This is a genomic window from Noviherbaspirillum sp. Root189, assembly GCF_001428545.1.
GTDB lineage: Bacteria > Pseudomonadota > Gammaproteobacteria > Burkholderiales > Burkholderiaceae_D > Noviherbaspirillum.
Map to the genome: position 1 here is coordinate 1 of NZ_LMHZ01000013.1, position 18,996 is coordinate 18,996.

At 54.8% G+C, this 18,996-nt stretch carries 15 protein-coding genes and 1 tRNA gene; 3 read left to right on the forward strand and 13 right to left on the reverse strand.

The window, feature by feature from the left end:
* Positions 1-3 precede the first annotated feature (3 nt).
* Positions 4-1,154 (reverse strand): IS3 family transposase gene (locus ASE07_RS09555; RefSeq protein WP_156396509.1). Its coding sequence is split into 2 segments (ribosomal slippage): positions 4-917 and positions 917-1,154, totalling 1,152 coding nucleotides; the frame shifts between segments, so codons are not numbered across the junction.
* A 470-nt stretch (positions 1,155-1,624) separates the two neighbouring features.
* Between ASE07_RS09555 and ASE07_RS28710 the strand changes: the two genes are divergently transcribed.
* Complete coding sequence (locus ASE07_RS28710) at positions 1,625-2,938, forward strand: phosphoribosyltransferase-like protein (RefSeq protein ID WP_156396511.1); 1,314 nt, start codon at positions 1,625-1,627, stop codon at positions 2,936-2,938.
* Between the two features lie 187 nt (positions 2,939-3,125).
* The gene (locus tag ASE07_RS09565) at positions 3,126-4,295 is read left to right on the forward strand and encodes a reverse transcriptase family protein (RefSeq protein WP_082584053.1); all 1,170 of its coding nucleotides are present in this window, start codon (positions 3,126-3,128) and stop codon (positions 4,293-4,295) included.
* Between the two features lie 122 nt (positions 4,296-4,417).
* Here ASE07_RS09565 and darG read toward each other — a convergent pair whose 3' ends face one another.
* The 4 genes from darG to rpoD all read right to left on the reverse strand — a co-directional run bounded on the left by darG (position 4,418) and on the right by rpoD (position 9,090).
* Complete coding sequence (gene darG, locus ASE07_RS09570) at positions 4,418-5,488, reverse strand: type II toxin-antitoxin system antitoxin DNA ADP-ribosyl glycohydrolase DarG (protein WP_057290602.1); 1,071 nt, start codon at positions 5,486-5,488, stop codon at positions 4,418-4,420.
* Positions 5,489-5,490: 2 nt separating this feature from the next.
* A complete protein-coding gene (gene darT, locus ASE07_RS27985) occupies positions 5,491-6,120 on the reverse strand; it encodes a type II toxin-antitoxin system toxin DNA ADP-ribosyl transferase DarT (RefSeq protein ID WP_082584054.1) in 630 nt (209 codons plus the stop codon).
* A 462-nt stretch (positions 6,121-6,582) separates the two neighbouring features.
* A tRNA-Ile gene (locus ASE07_RS09580) sits at positions 6,583-6,661 on the reverse strand.
* Positions 6,662-6,801: 140 nt separating this feature from the next.
* Entirely contained in the window at positions 6,802-9,090 is a 2,289-nt protein-coding gene (gene rpoD, locus ASE07_RS09585) for an RNA polymerase sigma factor RpoD (protein WP_442946060.1), read from the reverse strand.
* Here rpoD and ASE07_RS29660 point away from each other — a divergent pair.
* On the forward strand, positions 9,053-9,337 hold the full coding sequence (locus ASE07_RS29660) for a hypothetical protein (RefSeq protein WP_235548416.1): 285 nt from the start codon (positions 9,053-9,055) through the stop codon (positions 9,335-9,337). The two genes, rpoD and ASE07_RS29660, sit on opposite strands and share 38 nt — an antisense overlap.
* Before the next feature lie 172 nt (positions 9,338-9,509).
* On the opposite strand, the gene dnaG is transcribed toward ASE07_RS29660, so the two are convergent.
* The 8 genes from dnaG to nirD form a co-directional block, all read right to left on the reverse strand.
* Positions 9,510-11,306 (reverse strand): DNA primase, encoded by a 1,797-nt coding sequence (gene dnaG / locus ASE07_RS09590; RefSeq protein WP_057290604.1) that lies wholly within the window; start codon positions 11,304-11,306, stop codon positions 9,510-9,512.
* Positions 11,307-11,422: 116 nt separating this feature from the next.
* A complete protein-coding gene (locus ASE07_RS09595) occupies positions 11,423-11,872 on the reverse strand; it encodes a GatB/YqeY domain-containing protein (RefSeq protein WP_057290605.1) in 450 nt (149 codons plus the stop codon).
* A gap of 244 nt (positions 11,873-12,116) precedes the next feature.
* Complete coding sequence (gene rpsU / locus ASE07_RS09600) at positions 12,117-12,329, reverse strand: 30S ribosomal protein S21 (protein WP_005665410.1); 213 nt, start codon at positions 12,327-12,329, stop codon at positions 12,117-12,119.
* A gap of 102 nt (positions 12,330-12,431) precedes the next feature.
* Positions 12,432-13,628, reverse strand: a complete 1,197-nt coding sequence (locus ASE07_RS09605; RefSeq protein ID WP_057290606.1) for an NAD(P)/FAD-dependent oxidoreductase — start codon at positions 13,626-13,628, stop codon at positions 12,432-12,434.
* A gap of 285 nt (positions 13,629-13,913) precedes the next feature.
* Positions 13,914-14,690 (reverse strand): uroporphyrinogen-III C-methyltransferase, encoded by a 777-nt coding sequence (gene cobA, locus ASE07_RS09610; RefSeq protein ID WP_082584055.1) that lies wholly within the window; start codon positions 14,688-14,690, stop codon positions 13,914-13,916.
* The gene (ybiB, locus tag ASE07_RS09615) at positions 14,674-15,660 is read right to left on the reverse strand and encodes a DNA-binding protein YbiB (protein ID WP_057290608.1); all 987 of its coding nucleotides are present in this window, start codon (positions 15,658-15,660) and stop codon (positions 14,674-14,676) included. Before ybiB ends, cobA begins: the two co-directional genes overlap by 17 nt.
* Before the next feature lie 107 nt (positions 15,661-15,767).
* A complete protein-coding gene (locus ASE07_RS09620) occupies positions 15,768-18,644 on the reverse strand; it encodes a nitrate reductase (RefSeq protein WP_082584056.1) in 2,877 nt (958 codons plus the stop codon).
* Positions 18,641-18,994, reverse strand: a complete 354-nt coding sequence (nirD, locus tag ASE07_RS09625) for a nitrite reductase small subunit NirD (RefSeq protein ID WP_057290609.1) — start codon at positions 18,992-18,994, stop codon at positions 18,641-18,643. The genes ASE07_RS09620 and nirD overlap by 4 nt, the downstream gene beginning before the upstream one ends.
* Positions 18,995-18,996: the final 2 nt, after the last annotated feature.

Here is an 18,996-nt window from a genome sequence, read left to right on the forward strand (position 1 = left end):
ATCCTAGACACTAGCGAGCCGTTCGAAGTATTGCTTCTCGTAGTCTACCGGTGATAGGTGGTTGTTGTAACCATGCCGGCGCCTTGAGTTATAAAACATCTCGATATAGTCGAACACATCCTGCTTTGCTTCTTCTCGCGTGCTGTAGACCCGACGTCGTATCCGTTCACGCTTGAGTAGTTGGAAGAAGCTCTCTGCTACGGCATTGTCATGACAGTTCCCGCGTCGGCTCATGCTGGCCTGAAGGTTGTGGGCCTTCAGGAAGGCCTGCCAGTCGTAGCTGCTGAACTGACTCCCCTGGTCCGAATGCACCGTCACCGTCTCCGTTGGTTGCCGACGCCAGACGGCCATCAGTAACGCGTCGAGTGCCAACTCCTTGTTCATTCGAGATTGCATTGACCAGCCTACTACCTGGCGCGAGAACAAGTCGAGTACGGCAGCCAGAAACAGCCAGCCTTCATGCGTACGGATGTAGGTAATATCGGTAACCCATACGCGATTAGGCTCTGCCACATCGAATTGCTGTTGTAGACGATTGGGAGCGATGACGGCAGGAACTCCGCCCCGATGTCCTGGCCGCCGGTGGTAACCGGTCTGCGAGCGAATGGCGGCTTGCCGCATCAAACGATAGACTCGATTGTGGCCGCAGTCCTCCCCCAGTACACGCAGGTCCTCGTGTACCTTGCGATAGCCGTACACTGCGCCGCTTTCCAGCCATGACTGTTTGATGTGCCCAAGCAGAAGCCGGTCTTCGATACTGCGCCTGGAGTGCGGGTTGGAACGCCAGGCGTAATAACCGCTCGGATGCACGACCATCATCTTGCACAGCCGACGTATTGCATGCTGTGCCTCATGCTCACGGATGAATGCGTACCTCACCCGGACGTCTTGGCAAAGTACGCGGCGGCCTTTTTTAGGATATCGCGCTCCTCGGTGACGCGTTTGAGCTCCGCCTTGAGTCTACGTACTTCCGCTTCTTGGTCCTGCGCTGCCTGCCGTTCAGGCTCGGCAACACTGTACTTCTTGACCCACTGGTACATGCTGTAGGGCGTTACCCCCAGACGGCTTGCCACTTCCGCAACTGGATGTCCTCGTTCCGTAACCTGCTTGACTGCTTCCACCTTGAATTCTTCTGTGTACCGTTTGCCGCTCATAACACCTCCCTTTAGCCAAATTGTAAGGCTCGGAAGTGTCTATGAAACCAGGGGCGATTCANCCACCTTGAATTCTTCTGTGTACCGTTTGCCGCTCATAACACCTCCCTTTAGCCAAATTGTAAGGCTCGGAAGTGTCTATGAAACCAGGGGCGATTCAAAAAGCCGTGGGTTTCAACTTGGCGAAGCGTATTGAAACAACTTGATCGCTACCATTGGACCCAACTCTATCCCTTATTTGTCCGTTCGGATTTTTGCAACAAAGTGACCAAAGCCTTACAAGCGCGTGAAAAAAAAGGACTCGTCATTTCATGGAATGAATGGAATCACCAATTACAAAGCACTTGATAAAGGCTATACAAACCTTTGACAATAGTTATACAAAATATCCTTAGTTGGAAACCTAAAAATACAGTCATGCGTAAGCAACCTAGCGAATAACGTAGTTGCTCTCAAATGGAAGTAATAATATGTCCATTCTAAAAAGTGAAGCAGCGGTACTCTGGCGGCAACAGTTCAAGGAACCCGATGATTTCGTAGCAGCAGGCCAGTTATTAAAGAAATTCAAGTTTGTTACTGCAACGGAGTTCAAACGTGATTTACGCAGGCTTATTCTAAGTACGTTTCCAGTACCTCAAAAGGCTGCTTTCTACATCGAACGTGAGCTGCAAAAAGTGAAGCCACGTTGGCCCTACAAAAAGCCCGATGGCCGTAAGATAAGAAACAGATTGAAAGACCAAATTGCTGCTCCGATGTATAAAGAAGTTGCATCAAATCGCGGACCGAGACTTCCGCAGCGATGGACTGCGGCAGGAAGTGCCATCCCAGCCGTTCGCTCACCAAACAATCTTCGACAGGAAGTCGGTAGTGAAGGTGTTGTTGCATCCCTAGTCTCAAGACTATGCAGGACGGAACAAGCTAGGTTTATCATGCATCCGCATACAACCGCCCTAAAACGCATGCATGTTAAGCAATTAGTCGTCGTAACGGACTTCATTGGCTCAGGCAAAAGGACGTGGGAGATGCTCGACTCGTTATGGCGGGTCGCATCCGTACGAAGTTGGAAAAGCAGTGGCTATTGCCAATTGTCGGTACTTTGCTATTCAGCAACTGACCGTGGCCTCAAACTAGTTCGACGACATCCTTGTCACCCTACTGTGGTCCAGGTTCGCCCTTGCCCTACTATTTCTAATTCTTTTAAGGGTGTAGAAGCCATAACCATGGAGAATCTTTGCAGTCGATTTCCGCCAGGCGCTTCCGAGCCGCTCGGATACAAACGCACTGGGGCTCTGATTGCGTTTGAACATTCCTGCCCAAACAATGTTCCCGCTATGTTTACGACGACAACACGCAGCAAAAAGGAAACGTGGACTGCACTGTTTCCCTCTAGATCTGCTGAGGAATTCAGTGAGTCGGAAATAAGCGATTTTAACGATACACAAATCAGTGCGTTAGATAATATTCGATGTTCGAATATTGCCCGTAATCCTGCATTCATTACCAGCAGCAAGGAACAACGCGCAATGATTACTCTTCTAGCTGCCATCTACAAGGGACGCCGCAATTCGGACGATTTGGTCGCTGCCACATGCCTGCCGTTTGTAATATTACTAGACGCCTCAGCACGGGCACAACAACAAGGACTGCTAACCAGTTCGGGACGGCTTACAACTACAGGTTTTACATTGATCGTTCATTTGAACCGTCCAGTGCTAGGAACTTTACATATTCCCATTACTGGTAAAACCAATTATTATCCATCATCGCTGAGAGAGCCGTATTAGTGGAAAGCTAGAATCCATAAGGGGTAACCCTTGTGGCTGAACCTTAGCTATATGTTGAGGTGAGGTGTAGGATGTCCGAACACCAATGATTGAACCGGCGCCAACTTGAGGACGCCTCCCGAGTCTGGCTACCAGCGTAACCTCGGGTCAGATCGGGAGGCGCCCCGCAAGGCGGGGCCAAAGGTAGATGAACCACTGGCAATCTCAGCGATATCTAAAAGAAGGTCTAGCTACCAATAAAAACATTGGCTTGCTTAACCGTGCAATTGCGACGGCCGAAGCTATTCGTGCTGTTAATCCGCATGCTCCACCGATCCTCACGCTGAATCACTTAGCCCATGAGACTGGTGTTCCATACGACTTCCTTCGCGGCGTGGTCACACGCGGGGGATCTTCAGATCATAGTTTTTATCATGTTTTCACGGTTAAGAAGAACAATGTAGGGCACGCTCACGGAAGGACTCGGACGATCTGTGTGCCTCACCCTATGTTGATCAAAGCGCAACGTTGGATTCATGAAAACATTTTGCAGTTCGGTCGTTTCCACGAGGCGGCTTGTGCCTACCGTCCCGGTTCAAAGATTGTGGATACGGCGTCGCTTCACTGCGAGGCTCGATGGATGGTGAAGATGGACGTGACTAACTTTTTCGAGTCAATTTTGGAGACTAAGGTATACAAGGTCTTTCGTTCATTTGGATACCAACCTCTCGTCGCATTCGAACTTACGCGAATCTGCACCAGGATCCGCAAGGAAAGCCCCCGTAGAATACAACCTTCGAAGGCAGGGATATCCTCGTATGCCAATAACTACGTCGGCCATTTGCCACAGGGTGCGCCGACTAGTCCACTGCTTGCGAATCTAGCTGTGTACGACTTAGACAAAGAACTTAGCCTGCTGGCCAGGCAAAACGGCATGATATACACCAGATATGCTGATGACATCACTTTCTCTTCTGTAACTTCCACTTGGTCTCGAGCCAAAGCCGTACAGTTGCTTTGCGATGGACATGCAAAGCTCAAGTCTCATGGCTTCTGGCCTAATCATGCAAAAGCCCACATTGTTTCCCCAGGTTCGCGAAAAATAGTGCTTGGCCTCACTGTCGACGGCACTGCTCCACGCCTAACAAAACAATTTAAGAACACACTCCGAGCGCACATTCACTATCTTGAGCGCTTTCAATTAAGTAATCGCCCGCCTCACCAAGTACTCGGCTTTGACTCTATTCTTGGCCTACAGCGTCACGTATTTGGGCTTGCCTACTATGCCATGGGTATTGAAAGAGGTTGGGGAGCTGCGCGACTTGCAGAACTCAAGTCCATTTCATGGCCGGCCGAGCACGGAATCGCTTTCGACTAGTTAAATGTAATCCGGAAAATGATGCGTGCGGGTAGAGATGTTCTCAGATGTTTTGACAGAGTTATGCGCGCCACCCCTTTACACTGATAAAGAGATCGATTTACCGAATAGTGGCCACTGCACTAGTGGAGCGCACTTACTGATTCAGTATCCCAGTGCTGCATTTTCAAACGATCCCACGCCCGTTGAAGGTGATCCGCCTTCAAAACAGCTCTCTTGCGATTGTTCCAGTTGTGAACCATTTCAATCGCCATTTTTGGGGACTCTCGCGCATCTATAGATCGACACATTACCCAGTGCACCGAGCTAAGTAATTCCAAACCATATGGGTCCTCAAATCCTTCAATTAGAGTCGAGACCCGGCTCATTCTTTGAACAAGAGCAGGATCTTCCATCAGGACTGGTTCCGCTGCCTCTGCTGCTCCTTCTTTCAATTCAATCGGCTTTGTTGGGCTATCTTGGCCGTCCCCATACCCTTGCAAAAAGTGCCCTTCTAATTTGATGAGTACTTGACGTAGATTTTTCGCATATGGTCCAAACTGATTAGCTTCATATTGCAGTTTTAGCGGCTGGCCAGCTTCTTGGAGGAAGTACATTAACTTATGTATTTCAAGCAGGCTTATAAAAGGATCAAGCAATCCTTGCTGGTATCTCTGCATAATAGCGATCAAAGCGGCTCTGCCCTTGGTCATAGCAGGTCTCTCTGTCCTGTTAGGCATAGAAGTCGCCAGAGGGGCTCCCGATGGGGTGAATAATTTCACATCCACATCGGGTAAGGGCGCGAACGCCTTCATGATGAGCGGCTCAACATCTGCCCAACTCAGACCGCCAAAGCCACAGCCAAGAGGCGGCACGGCTATCGAGCGAATATTAAGCTCACGCACCTTCGCTACTAGATCCTCGAGTCCAGCTTTGATATCCACCAACCGGCTTTTTGATTTCCAATGTCCTTTTGTAGGAAAATTGATAATCCATTTTGGTCCGCCAACTAGGCCTCCAAGATCATAGACATGAACGCGCCCTAATCGCACTTCCTTGGCTTTGCAAGCGGCCTCATATGATTTGAACATAGCTGGGTATGCCTGCTTAAATTGCAGTGCTATGCCCTTACCCATCACGCCTTCAGTGTTGACGGTATTGACCAGTGCCTCGACTTGTGCGGTCAGCAAATTCCCGTTATTGAGTTCGACCATTTTTAGTAATACCAGTGTGGTGAGACATGAACCGTAAGCGGAGGGATTTGTCTCGCCATGATTTGTTTAACTTGCTCGGCAACTTGCTCGTTATGGCAACCGACTTCTACAAATGACGTCACCGGAAAAAAATCCGCGATTAGAAATTCTGTCATTTTGATATGAAGACGATCGCCACCCCATGAATTTGATCGAACAATGTTCCAATTGACCTTATCGAGCGCGTCGTTGTCATTTGAGAAACTGGTGTAGCCGGCACCAGCATTGCCATCGCTGATTGCCCACGGCCGTCCCAATGCAGTTGCATGATGCACCACACTGACTAAGTGCACAATGCTTGTTTGACAGCCTGCCGGGCGTCCAGTGCTCCCTTTATTGATAGTAAAAAGCATAGGCGACCTTGGGCAGAAATAAAACGGCACGAATTCGCCGACAGCTCGGTTGTTACAACAAGGCACTGTGTACTCAGCAAGTCGACGTTGCTTTATGTGGGCATAGCCAATCTCGGTGATATTTCGATTTGAAGCGCGCACTTGAGCGTCCGAAAATAGACCACCAGCAGTAACGATTCCTTGCAAATTAGCAACGTCTGTAATGTGGTAAATTTTTGTTGTTCTTGAGTCAACTGGCATAACTATTGGTCTTGCTCAGTAAAATTTATGGGATTCATGAAAGGAAATATAGCCTTCAAGAATCCCTATTAAGGCGCAAATCAATCAATTTTTACATCTGTTCTACCTGTCATGTAGTGCAATCTTCAATTCTATACATGATGGGTGTCGTTGACTTGTGCACAGATGCAGCGCTAAGTTCGTGCATCGATATCAATACAATAGTGCCTAATAGAAGTAATTGTGACAAGTATCGTTGGTGCTTCGGCTCATCTATTTACCTTTGACTAGTCAAGACTTACAAATTCTCACTGGAGTATCTCTGGTATGTATGGCGGAAATCCCAACCGTGTGTCATGGCATACCAAATTCGAAACGATTGAAGGGCCATTAGTTTTTGTACTGAGTTGCCTACTATTTACCTACTGGTTCGCAAACGAAAAAGGGTTAGCTGCCATTACGGCGCTAACCCTTTGTTTTATATGGTGGGCCTCCCGTGAGTCGAACACGGCACCAACGGATTATGAGTCCGCTGCTCTAACCAAGCATGAGCTAGAGGCCCGGAAAGCTGTGTATTTTATTCCAACCAGGCACTGTTGTCGCTCGCTTCCTACTACTTTTACACGACGATAGCGATGTACATAAAGCCCGATGTGACTAATGCGGCCTTTCAGCCGCATCAGTGTGTGGTCGGTTACCGGATCAACTACCTTCGAGGAAGCTCTTGAGCTTGTCGGAGCGGGACGGATGGCGCAGCTTGCGCAGCGCTTTTGCCTCTATTTGTCGAATGCGTTCACGCGTGACGTCGAACTGCTTGCCGACCTCTTCCAGCGTATGGTCGGTGGACATCTCGATACCGAAACGCATGCGCAGCACTTTGGCTTCGCGCGGCGTCAGCGAGTCGAGCACATCCTTGACCACGCCACGCATCGACGCATGCAACGCCGCATCGGCGGGAGCCAATGTGTTGTTGTCTTCGATGAAATCGCCAAGATGGGAATCGTCGTCGTCGCCGATCGGTGTTTCCATCGAAATCGGCTCTTTCGCAATCTTCATGATCTTGCGAATCTTGTCTTCCGGCATTTCCATCTTGATTGCCAGTGTCGCCGGATCCGGCTCAGCACCGGTTTCCTGCAGAATCTGGCGGGAGATGCGGTTCATCTTGTTGATCGTCTCGATCATGTGCACCGGAATACGGATGGTGCGCGCCTGATCGGCGATCGAACGGGTGATCGCCTGACGAATCCACCATGTCGCGTACGTCGAAAACTTGTAACCGCGACGGTACTCGAACTTGTCCACCGCCTTCATCAGGCCGATGTTGCCTTCCTGGATCAGGTCGAGGAACTGCAGACCGCGGTTGGTGTACTTCTTTGCGATCGAAATCACCAGGCGCAGGTTAGCCTCGGTCATTTCGCGCTTGGCCTTGCGTGCCTTCATTTCGCCGGCAGCCATCTTCTTGTTGATGTTGCGCAGGTCTGGCAATGGCAGGACGACGCGTGCTTGCAGGTCAATCAACTTTTGCTGCAGTTCCTTGATGGTCGGTACGTTACGGCCGAGCACCGCGCTGTATGCGTGGTTGCCGATCACTTCGCCGTCGATCCAGTCGAGGTTGGTTTCATTGCCCGGGAAGACCTTGATGAAGTGGGCGCGCGGCATGCCGCAGCGGTTCACCGCAACGTCGAGAATCTGCTTTTCGATATGGCGTACTTCGTCCACCTGTCCACGCAGCGTATCGCACAGCTTCTCGACAAATTTGGCGGTGAAGCGGATGGAAAGCAGCTCGTTGGAAATCGTCTCCTGCGCCTTCACGTAAGGCTTGGAGTTGTAGCCTTCCTTCTCGTAGGCCTTGCGCATCTTGTCGAACTGGTTCGAGATTTCTTCGAATTTGCCGAGCGAATCGCGCTTCAGTTGTTCAAGCTGTTCGGCGGAGAATCCGGCAGCACCGCCACCGGAGTTGTCCTCTTCTTCCTCTTCCTCGTCTTCCTCGTCCTCGTCTTCTTCATCTTCTTCGGCAGCAGCGGCTACCGGAGGTGCAGCGACTTCGTCCGAAGCGTTCGGGTCGACTAGGCCGTCGACGATTTCGTCAACCTTGATTTCTTCCTTTTCGATGCGATCCGCGGCGGCAAGGATTTCAGCAATAGTCGTCGGGCAAGCCGAGATTGCCTGGATCATGTCCTTCAGGCCGTCTTCGATACGCTTGGCGATCTCGATTTCGCCTTCACGGGTCAGCAACTCGACCGAACCCATTTCACGCATGTACATGCGAACCGGGTCGGTGGTGCGGCCGAAATCAGAGTCGACCGTAGACAGCGCGGCTTCAGCGGCAGCTTCAGCATCGTCGTCGTCATTGCTGACGGTGGCGACGTTGTCCGACAGCAGCAGGGTTTCCGCATCGGGCGCCTGCTCGTAGACGGCGATCCCCATGTCGTTGAACGTGCCGATGATGCCTTCAATGGCTTCCGGATCGACAATGTTCTCGGGCAGGTGGTCGTTAATTTCAGAATACGTGAGGAAGCCCCGGTCCTTGCCGAGCTTGATCAGTGTCTTGAGCTTCTGGCGGCGCTGTTCGAGTTCTTCCTCGGACGCTTCACTGTCGGCGGAAAACGCGTCCTTCAGCAAGGCCTTTTCCTTGGCCTTGCGGTCCTTCGCTTTCGCTTTGTCGGCGGCTTTGAGTTCAGCGCGCTCAACCGCGTTCAGCGCGGCGATTTCATCGTTTTCCGGCTGGAATTCTTTTGGCTTGCGTCCGCGGCGGCCCGGCACCTTGACACCCGGCAGGACATAGCTTGACGTATCGATAGCTGCCAGTGCGGCGGCATCGGTGGTCTGGCTGACTGCCATGACTTTGCTTTCTGGCTTGGCTTCAGCTTGCGGCGCGGCCTTGGCTACCTTGGCAGTCTTCGGATCGGTTTTCTTATTTGTCACGGGTTCTTTCAGTTTCTCTGGAGCTGCCTTGTCGGTGGCTCGGGATGAAGGTTTCGCCTTTGACATGCCTGTTGGTTCGGTCGTCGTCGGCGCTGCTTTGGCAACTGTTTTCGTGTCTGCTTTGCCTGGCGCCTTTGCCTTGCTTGCGGCAGAGGCTGTCGTCTTTACGGCGGGCTTTGCCACAGACTTATCAGCGGCAGGTTTAGTTGCAGCCGAGGTTGCTTTTTTTGCGGAAACAGTTGAATTCGCGGTTTTTTTCATTGCGTTTGCCATGGAATCAATACCATCTGGATTGCTCTCGTGCGCCGAGTGAACCTGCTTCATGAGGCCAAAGTACATCTGGCCCGGCATTCGCCCGCGCTACATTTTCCCGATCACCCCGTCAGCTCTGAAAGCCGGCGAAATTCTCTAAGACCTTGAATCAAAAGCTTTTAATGATACCACATGGTGCAATATTTCTCCAATTCAAAGGCAAAATGTCACTATTACCGCAATGTGGTTTCGACCTCAGCTTGTCGTCGGAGTTGCTCTTGTTGTTGCATCAGTTCGCGATATCGTATACGAGCCTCTTCGGTTGCCAGACCGGATATTGCCAGACGGTCAAGCTCGGCTTTCAATACTTGCATTTTAGTCTGTCGTACCGCGCCGGCAAGTTCGAGCCGGGCGGCGTCCAGGTCAGATTCGGTATCCGCTGCGATTTCAGCGATCAACGGATCAAAGTCCGACCCGACACCGCGCAGCTGCTCGGCAAGAGCCGCAAAATTGGCGGTCTCCCCAAGTCCGTGACAGACCTCGATCAGTTGCGTCAGCATCGCGGCATTGTCTGGCGCCAGTTGTGCAACCGCGTCAAGTGCAGCCTGATCGAGTCCCACGGCGAGCGATGGATGCGCAACCAACAGTCGGATCATCTGGCGTTCCAGGCCTATCGGCGGCGTACGCTTGGCACGTGGCGGGGCTGCCCGCTTGCGGGCGACTGGCTGCACCAGTTCAAACAAGGCCTCGATTTCGGCCGGCGTGGTCTGGGTTAACTGCGCCAGGCCACGTACAATCTGCAATCGCAGCGCCGATGGCGGCATCGCTTGTAATAGCGGTTTTGCATCAAACTGTGCGCGGGCCCGGCCTTCGGAAGTGCCCAGGTCGTTATCCTGAGTCACCTCATTGAGCAGGAATTGCGACAGCGGCATCGCGTCACGTACCTGCTGATCGAAGGCGTCGGCACCAAACTCGCGCACATAGCTGTCAGGGTCATGCTCGGCCGGCAGGAACAGAAATTTGAGTGTCTTGTTGTCACCGGCATGCGGCAGGCAGGCATCCAGCGCACGTCGAGCGGCGCGACGCCCAGCCGTGTCGCCATCGAAGCTGAAGATCACCTGATCGGTTTGCCGCAACAGTTTTTGGACATGCACCGGAGTACAGGCGGTGCCCAGCGTCGCCACTGCCTGAGGAAAACCAAGTTGTGCGAGGGCAACAACGTCCATGTAGCCTTCGGTGACCAGCACGTAACCAGCTTCCCGAATGGCCTGGCGGGCCTCAAACAAGCCGTAAAGCTCACTACCCTTCTGAAATAAGGGCGTTTCCGGCGAGTTCAAGTATTTGGGTTCACCGCCATCCAGCACGCGGCCGCCAAAGCCGATCACCTGCCCCTTGATGTTGCGAATAGGGAACATGATCCGGTCGCGGAAGCGGTCGTAACGCTTGCGGTTACTGCCCTCTTCCTCGCTCCGGTCAATTACTAGGCCAGCCTCAACCAAGGCCGGCGCATCGTAGTCGTGGAATACCGTACGCAGGCTGTCCCAGCCATCCGGCGCATAACCGAGCCCGAATTTCGCCGCAATTTCACCAGTCAAGCCACGGTTCTTCAGGTATGCGATGGCGTTTTGTGCATTACGCAATTCCTGCCGATAGTAATCGCAAGCCTTCGTCATGACTTCGGATAGGGCGAGGCTTTTTGCCTGGACTTCGGCGCGCTGAGCAGGTGGCAGTCGATCCTGCTGATCAGGTACCACCATGCCAACCCCTTGCGCAAGGTCCTTGACCGCCTCGACAAAGCCGAGGCCCGAGTACTCGATCAGAAAGCCGATCGCCGTACCGTGCGCGCCACAGCCGAAGCAGTGATAGAACTGCTTGGTCGGGCTGACTGTGAAACTGGGTGATTTTTCGTTATGGAATGGGCACAAGCCCATGAAATTGGCGCCGCCTTTCTTCAGTTGCACATAGCGCCCTACCACATCGACAATGTCGACCCGGTTGAGCAAGTCCTGAATGAAAGATTGTGGAATCACGGCGGCCTATTAAGAAGTTGTCCAGGAAGCCATCATCGGCCCACAAGGTGCGGCCATGGGATGGAAGTGGGGGTAAAGCAAGATTTTTAAAGCCTGCTTCACCCCGGGACCGCCTATTACGCGTGCGTCAACGCCTTCTTGACCAGCGCTGAAACCGCCGTCATGTCGGCGCGACCAGCAAGCTTGCCTTTGAGCACTGCCATTACTTTACCCATGTCTTGCGGTCCGGCGGCGCCAGTGGCAGCGATCGCTTGCGCGACTTCGCCGGAGATTTCATCCGCCGAAAGCGCTGCGGGCATGTAGGCGGACAGAACTTGCAGTTCCGCTTTTTCAATATCGGCCAGGTCCTGACGCCCGCCTGCCTCGAACTGCGTAATAGAGTCCTTGCGCTGCTTGATCATCTTTTCAATGATGGCAAGGATATGGGCATCAGTCAGTTCAATGCGTTCGTCGACTTCCTTCTGCTTCATTGCCGCCGTAAGCAGGCGAATGGTGCCAAGCCTGCCGGTGTCCTTGGCACGCATGGCCGCCTTCATATCGTCGGTGATCTGCTCTTTGAGGCTCATTGTTTTCTCCAGTTCGAAGGATTTGCTGCGTTAGGCAAATGCAGATGTCCGGAAAGCATGGCGCACGCTTACTGGCCGGATGCTAGACATAGCCATATCGACATAGACGTCGGGGGCTTGGATGGCGCGCTGAGCACTGTCCCTGCCGGCCGAATCACATTATCGACCGCCTGAAGTACCAAAACCCGCTGCGGTGGCTCCGGAGCGGGTTTGCACGGTACCGCACGCAGTGTGCGGTGCAGAATCAGTACAGCTTTTTCGGCAATTGCTGGCTGCGGATGCGCTTGTAGTGGCGCTTCACAGCAGCGGCGAGCTTACGCTTGCGCTCTGCGGTCGGCTTCTCGTAGAACTCACGCGCACGCAACTCGGTCAGCAGACCGGTTTTTTCAATAGTGCGCTTGAAGCGACGCATGGCGACTTCGAACGGCTCGTTTTCTTTAAGGCGAATTGTGGTCATGTAACTCTAACCGTGGGTTTTTAGGGAAAGACGGCGAGTATAGCAGCTTAAAATCCGCTTGAAAAGAACTTCGGCAATTTGTCACGTAACGTTCACAGCTTGCTAAACCGATAATCCGGCTACTGTGCCGGATGCCCAGGCCCACTGGAAATTGTAGCCGCCCAGCCATCCGGTCACGTCCACCGCCTCGCCGATGAAGTGCAAGCCGGGCACCTTGTTGGTCATCATGGTTTGCTGCGACAGTTCGCGGGTGTCAACACCGCCCCGTGTCACCTCGGCCTTGCGATAACCTTCGGAGCCGTTGGGCACGATCACCCAGCGATTGATGGACTCGCCTAGGCGGCGCAGCACCTTGTCCGGCATATCGGCCAACCGGGCATCCGGCTTGATCCCGTTAGCCAGCAGCATTCCCTCGGCCAGCCTGGAAGGCAGCCATTGCGGCAACAGGTTACCGATATTTTTCTTGAGGCTGGTCTTGCCCTCTACCAGAGTCTCGGCAATATCAGTTTCCGGCACCAGGTTCAATGTGATCGGTTTGCCCGAGTCCCAGAAACTAGAGATTTGCAGCACCGCAGGACCGGACAGGCCGCGATGGGTGAACAAGAGGTCTTCGCGAAAATGCGTGCGCGCCTTTTTTTCGCCGGTTTCGATCTCGACTTCGAGCGCGATACCTGACAACGGTACAAACGGCTCCCACGTATTCGGATCGAAGGTGAGTGGCACCAGCGCCGGACGTGGATCGATCAGCTTGAGGCCGAACTGCTTGGCGATGCGAAAAGCAAAATCGGTCGCGCCGATCTTCGGAATCGATAAACCACCGGTCGCAATGACGACGCTGGCAGCGTGGATCGTTCCGGCATCGGTATCGAGCCGAAACGTCTCGCCATCCTTGCCGATCGATTCAATCTTGCATGGCATGCGCCATGCAACCCTGCCCGCCTCGCACTCGGCCTTGAGCATGTCGATGATCTGCTCGGCCGAATGGTCGCAGAACAATTGTCCTTTGTGCTTCTCGTGGTAGGCAATGCGATAACGTTTGACCAAGCCAAGAAAATCCTGCGGCGTGTAGCGCGACAAGGCGCTCCGGCAAAAATGCGGATTGTTCGACACAAAATTCTGCGGCCCGGCATGCAGGTTGGTGAAGTTGCAACGGCCTCCGCCGGAGATGCGTATTTTTTCGGCAAGCTTGCTGGCGTGTTCGATCAGTACGACTTTCTTGCCGCGCTGGCCGGCTACCGCCGCACACATCATTCCGGCCGCACCGGCGCCAATGACGGCAACATCAAACTGGTTTTGCATGGGATCAGGGAAAACAACGAAGGCATGATTGTACGCCGGGACTGGCATGACCCAGGTTTATTGAAAATGCGGCAATATCGAATGGCCGATCCTGTATGGAGCGTGTGTGCGTTATGCGGTTAAGCAATCGCGTTGGCTACAAAGCACCGAAGAAGACGTTACGCCGGAATACAAAAAAAGCGGCCACCTGAGCAGGTGGCCGAAACGACATCTCTTGGAGGAAAAACTCAGGGGCAATGCAATGAAACCTGGTGCGGCAGTTCAGTAGTTCAGTAGTTCAGCAGTTCAGTAGTTGGAAAGGCGTTGATCCGTTTCCATCAAACCCTCATAGCTGGGGATCGATGCACAGCGTACGACATCGCCAATCACAATAATGCTTGGGCTGGCCAGCCTGGTCGCAGCAACCGCCTCGGACAATTGTCCCAGCGTAGTGACCAGCTGCGCCTGCGCATCCGACGTCGCCGCGTGAATCACAGCAACCGGCGTGGCCGGCGATTTACCGCCTGCGATCAGGGCAGCCTGGATCTCGGCACAACGCGCGACACCCATGTACACTACCAGCGTCATATTCAGTTTCGCCAACGCTTGCCAGTCCGGGTTGGCGTCCGCGGTCTTGCCATGGCCGGTAACAAATATTGCGCCCTGGCTCCAGTCGCGGTGCGTGAGCGGCACACCAATTGAGGATGGCGCAGCAAGTCCGCTGCTGATGCCATTCACCACTTCAACGTCGATGCCCGCAGCCAGCAGGTGTTCGCGCTCTTCGCCGCCACGGCCGAAGATGAAGGGATCACCGCCTTTCAGGCGTACCACGTGGTGTCCTGCGCGTGCCTCGGCGATCATCAGGCGTTCAATGAATTCCTGCGGTGTCGACTGACAGCCGCCGCGTTTACCAACATGGATAACGCGGGCATCGACGTGCGCATGATCGAGGATCACGGGATTGACGAGATCGTCGACCAGCAACACATCAGCCAGCGCGATTGCCTTCACGGCCTTGAGGGTCAGCAATTCCGGATCACCCGGCCCTGCGCCTACGAGATAAACCTTACCCAGCCTTGTCATGGAACACCTGTCTTGCATGTAGATGCTTCGCTATATGCAAACAGTGTTCCACCTGCTCGAGAATGGGTGCAGGCACCGGCTGCCGTCCATTGAGCGCTTCCGCTATCCATTTTGCCGTGGTCTCTGCATCACTTGAGTGCGGCAGCGGAGGCATTTCGTCCACCGGCTCCTGTTTTTGCACCAGCACTGTGCGTTGGTGTTCATGAAACCATTCGATCTGCTGGGCCCGCTTGGGATTAGCGACCGTCTCGCCTTCGGTGCCGCGCATCAGGAAGGCATCGCCGCGCTGGACTGGCGCGGCGGCCGAGAAATAGGCCGACAGCATCTCGAGGTATTCAGGATGGGTGTAGGACGTGAGCCGCAAGGCCGGTCCGGCAAAAGGCTGCATGATCTTGACCAGGGTGTGGGTCGAGTTGCGCACACCGAGGATGCGGCGCAGCGCGAGCAAACCTGCCAGCCGCGGCGCCAGCGCCTCGATCGTCATGAAGACCGGACGTCGCTGGGCGAAACCGGCGGCTGCCTGTTCGGCTGTCTGCGACGGTACGACGCCGAGTTGTGCGAGGATTTCCGCCGTCGTTACACGGCCGGGATCGGAGGTCACGCCATGGATCAATACCGGCACGCCTTCCCTCGCGAGAAGCATGGCGAGCAGCGGCGTGAGATTCGGTATGTTGCGCGATCCGTTGTAGCTGGGAATGACGACCGGCGCCATCTCTCCTGATGGAACGGATAGCGGAGTAAACGATGCTTCTGCGGCATCGAGGAAGCCGGCGATCTCATCGACCGACTCGCCCTTGATGCGCATCGCCAGCACGATGCCGCCGAGTTCCAGGTCGGAAACACGGCGCTCCAGCATGGCGGCATACAAGTCGCGTGCGTCTTCGCGCGACATGCTGCGCGCGCCTTTTTTGCCGCGGCCAATCTCTTTGATGAAACGTGCGGCGTGGAATGGTTCGGGTACGGAGTTCATGGCGGAAGGTTACTACGAACTGCGGACGAAGGAGAAGCACGAAAGTTACCGTGAATGCAAGCCCTTGCCTCGTGAGAAGCAAGGGCAACAGGTACAGGCAAAATTTCCTAGGCTGCGACTTTGCCAGCCGGGCTGCGAACAAAGATAATCTTCTTCAGTTCCGGCACGCACGAGCCACAGCTCGTGCCGCACTTGAGCGTGCCCTGCAGCGATGCCAGTGCCATTTCCGGCGTGCCCTCGTTGATCCAGTCGTGCTTGTCGAGCATGCCATGGATTTCGGACTCGGCGACGTTGTGGCAGTTGCAGACAATGCGCCCGCGTGACTTGAACCCCTGCGGCGCCTGCGTGGAGGGCATCAGCAGCAAACGGCCGAGCGGTGCAACTGCTTGTCCTGCCTCAAGATATTCCTTGAGCCAGCGTTCGGCCGATACGTCGCCCGCCAGCGATACGGCCGCCAGCATGCCGTCGCGCACGAGGATATGTCGTGCATTGCCGCGTTTGGCATCGTCATAACGGAGCACTTCAACACCGGCAATACCAAACCTGCCTTCGATATCCCGCACAAGTTCAGCCGCTGCCGGATAATCGTCGGCCGCACGGAACAGCACGCCGACCTTGTCACGACCGAACAGCGTACAGGAGGCATACGCAAACTGCCGCATGAAGGGACGCAAGGCTGCCTGCAAGGCGAGTGCATGCGATGCGTCGACCCAGCCGAATACCAGGAAGCGCCATGGCAGTTCCGCCTTTAACACCTTGACCGCCGCGTGCTTGAGTTCCGGCTGTTTGGAACTGGGGCAGAACGCCGGCGAGGTCAGCATGTTGACGCCGTAGCTGCCCTCCCCGGCACTGCCACGGCCTGATACGTATTCTTCGCCCCAGTGCATGCCGATGAAGCCCTGTCCTGCGCGCATATCATCGCTGGCCATTGCCGGCAGGATCTGCGAGCCGCGCTTGCTGGTGACATGCACCAGATCGCCATCGGCAATCATGCGGCGCTCCATGTCCGAGCGTGCCAGCATCACCGCCGGCTCTGCTGCATGGGAAAACAGTTGCGCTACAGTGCCGGTGCGACTCATGCCATGCCACTGGTCGCGCAAACGACCGGTGGTAAGGTGGAACGGAAACCGCGCATCGACCTGGTCTGCGACTGGACGATAGACCGTCTCGACAAACTTCGCGCGTCCGTTGGCCGTCGGAAACACGCCATCTTCGTACAAACGTTTCTTCCCTGTGCCTGCACCTTCCGGGTAAGGCCATTGCTGCGGGCCCTGTTCTTCGAGGATGCGATACGACAGGCCGGTAATATCAAGATCGCGTCCACGTGTCGTTTCGCGGTGTTCGTTCCAAATTTCCTCTACGCCGGCATACGGGAACAGGGAGGTAGTTTTGCCCATCCGCTTTTCAAGTCTGCGCGCGAAGTCGATCACGACTTCCCAGTCATGTCTGGCTTCACCGGGTTTAGGCAACACAGGTTTGAAACGTGTGATACGTCGTTCGGAATTGGTGACCGTGCCTTCTTTCTCGCTCCAGGTAGTTGCTGGCAGCAGCACATCCGCATAGTCGACGGTCGCCGTGGTCTTGTAGGCTTCCTGCACGATGACCAGTTCCGCATGCTTGAGCGCTTCCCGTATCAGCTTTTGCTCGGGCATCGACTGTGCGGGATTGGTGCAGGCGATCCACAGAATCTTGATTTCGCCGGCACGCACGGCATCGAACATCTCGACCGCGGTTTTGCCTGGCGTCGCCGGAACATCGTCGACGCCCCACAGCCGCGCCACTTCCGCACGGTGTTCCGGGTTGGACATATCGCGATGCGCCGATAACAGATTGGCGAGACCGCCGACCTCGCGCCCACCCATGGCGTTTGGCTGACCAGTCAGGGAAAACGGACCTGCGCCCGGCTTGCCGATCTGGTGCGTGGCGAGATGCAGGTTGATCAGCGCCGCATTCTTCGCGGTACCGGAAGCCGATTGATTCAGGCCCTGGCAATACAGCGACAGCGATGCCTTGGATTCGCCGAACCAGCGCGCCGCGCGGATCAGGTCTTCCTCGCGAATGCCGCAGGTCTCCGCAACGAACTTGGGTGTGTAGTCACGCACGATGCGTTTGAGTTCGGCGAAGCCTTCGGTATGTGCTTCGATATACGCGGTGTCGATCAGGTCTTCCCACAGGCAGATGTGCAACATGCCATTGAACAGCGCAACATCGGTGCCGGGAAGAATCGGCAGGAACAGATCGGCATCGCGCGCCGTATCGGTACGGCGCGGATCGGCGACGATCATCTTCAGCGCCGGATTTTTTTTGCGCGCTTCTTCAATGCGGCGATACAGGATGGGATGCGCATAGGCGGTATTGGAACCGACGATGAAGATCAGCTGCGCCTCGTCGATGTCTTCATAACAGGCCGGCGGCGCATCGGCGCCCAGCGTCTGCTTGTAGCCGGCGACGGCGCTCGACATGCACAGGCGCGAATTGGTATCGATGTTATTGGTGCCGATCAGGCCCTTGGCCAGCTTGTTGAAGACGTAATAGTCTTCGGTCAGCAACTGCCCCGAAATATAAAAGCCGACACTGTCCGGCCCGTGCTGGCGGATGGTGGCATCGATGCGGCGCGTCAGGAAGTCCATGGTGGATTCCCAGCTCGCACGTTCGCGCGTTGCGCCGCGTGTTAGGCGCATTTCGGGATACAGCGCCCTGACCTGCTGTTGCAGGACGGGATTCGCGGTGAGATGCAGTGTGCTGCCCTTGGTGCACAGCCGGCCAAAGTTGGCAGGATGGTCGGGATCGCCGCGCACGCCGGTGACTTTTTCGCCATCGCTTTCGACGATGACACCGCAGCCCACGCCGCAATAGCAGCATGTTGTTTTGGTTTCCGTCCGCGCGCCTGCGGCGGTTCCCGGTGTCTTGCCAGCTAGATCAGCGGCTTCGGCGATGTCTTGCGTGGAAACGGGATGAGGATCGGCGCTGAGGTGTTCATTCATGCCGCCTCGGTTTCGGTCGCGAGTGTTTGCAATTCGTTCAGGTCAAGATAGACCTTGCCATCCTCAACCTTGACGCTGAACTTCTGGGTACAGCCTTCGTCCGGTGCGGTGGCGCAACCGGAATCGAGCTGGATGTTCCAGTTGTGCAATGGACAGGCAACGCGTTCGCCGAACACGATGCCCTGGGACAGTGGGCCGCCACGGTGCGGGCAGCGGTCGAGCAGTGCAAAAATCTTGTCTTCGCTATTGCGAAAAATCGCCACGTCGATCTTCGGTGCCCGACTGACTACCCGGGCGCCGAGCACGGGGATATCTGCAACGTTGCAGACAGACTTCCATTGTTGAGACATGT

What these genes read in the sequence shown, in the direction of transcription:
- ASE07_RS28710 (WP_156396511.1), top strand. Translation starts at nt 1,625, where the DNA reads ATGTCCATTCTAAAAAGTGAAGCAGCGGTACTCTGGCGGCAACAGTTC.
- ASE07_RS09565 (WP_082584053.1), top strand. Translation starts at nt 3,126, where the DNA reads ATGAACCACTGGCAATCTCAGCGATATCTAAAAGAAGGTCTAGCTACC.
- darG (WP_057290602.1), bottom strand. Translation starts at nt 5,488, where the DNA reads ATGGTCGAACTCAATAACGGGAATTTGCTGACCGCACAAGTCGAGGCA.
- darT (WP_082584054.1), bottom strand. Translation starts at nt 6,120, where the DNA reads ATGCCAGTTGACTCAAGAACAACAAAAATTTACCACATTACAGACGTT.
- rpoD (WP_442946060.1), bottom strand. Translation starts at nt 9,090, where the DNA reads ATGTCAAAGGCGAAACCTTCATCCCGAGCCACCGACAAGGCAGCTCCA.
- ASE07_RS09595 (WP_057290605.1), bottom strand. Translation starts at nt 11,872, where the DNA reads ATGAGCCTCAAAGAGCAGATCACCGACGATATGAAGGCGGCCATGCGT.
- rpsU (WP_005665410.1), bottom strand. Translation starts at nt 12,329, where the DNA reads ATGACCACAATTCGCCTTAAAGAAAACGAGCCGTTCGAAGTCGCCATG.
- ASE07_RS09605 (WP_057290606.1), bottom strand. Translation starts at nt 13,628, where the DNA reads ATGCAAAACCAGTTTGATGTTGCCGTCATTGGCGCCGGTGCGGCCGGA.
- cobA (WP_082584055.1), bottom strand. Translation starts at nt 14,690, where the DNA reads ATGACAAGGCTGGGTAAGGTTTATCTCGTAGGCGCAGGGCCGGGTGAT.
- ybiB (WP_057290608.1), bottom strand. Translation starts at nt 15,660, where the DNA reads ATGAACTCCGTACCCGAACCATTCCACGCCGCACGTTTCATCAAAGAG.
- ASE07_RS09620 (WP_082584056.1), bottom strand. Translation starts at nt 18,644, where the DNA reads ATGAATGAACACCTCAGCGCCGATCCTCATCCCGTTTCCACGCAAGAC.
- nirD (WP_057290609.1), bottom strand. Translation starts at nt 18,994, where the DNA reads ATGTCTCAACAATGGAAGTCTGTCTGCAACGTTGCAGATATCCCCGTG.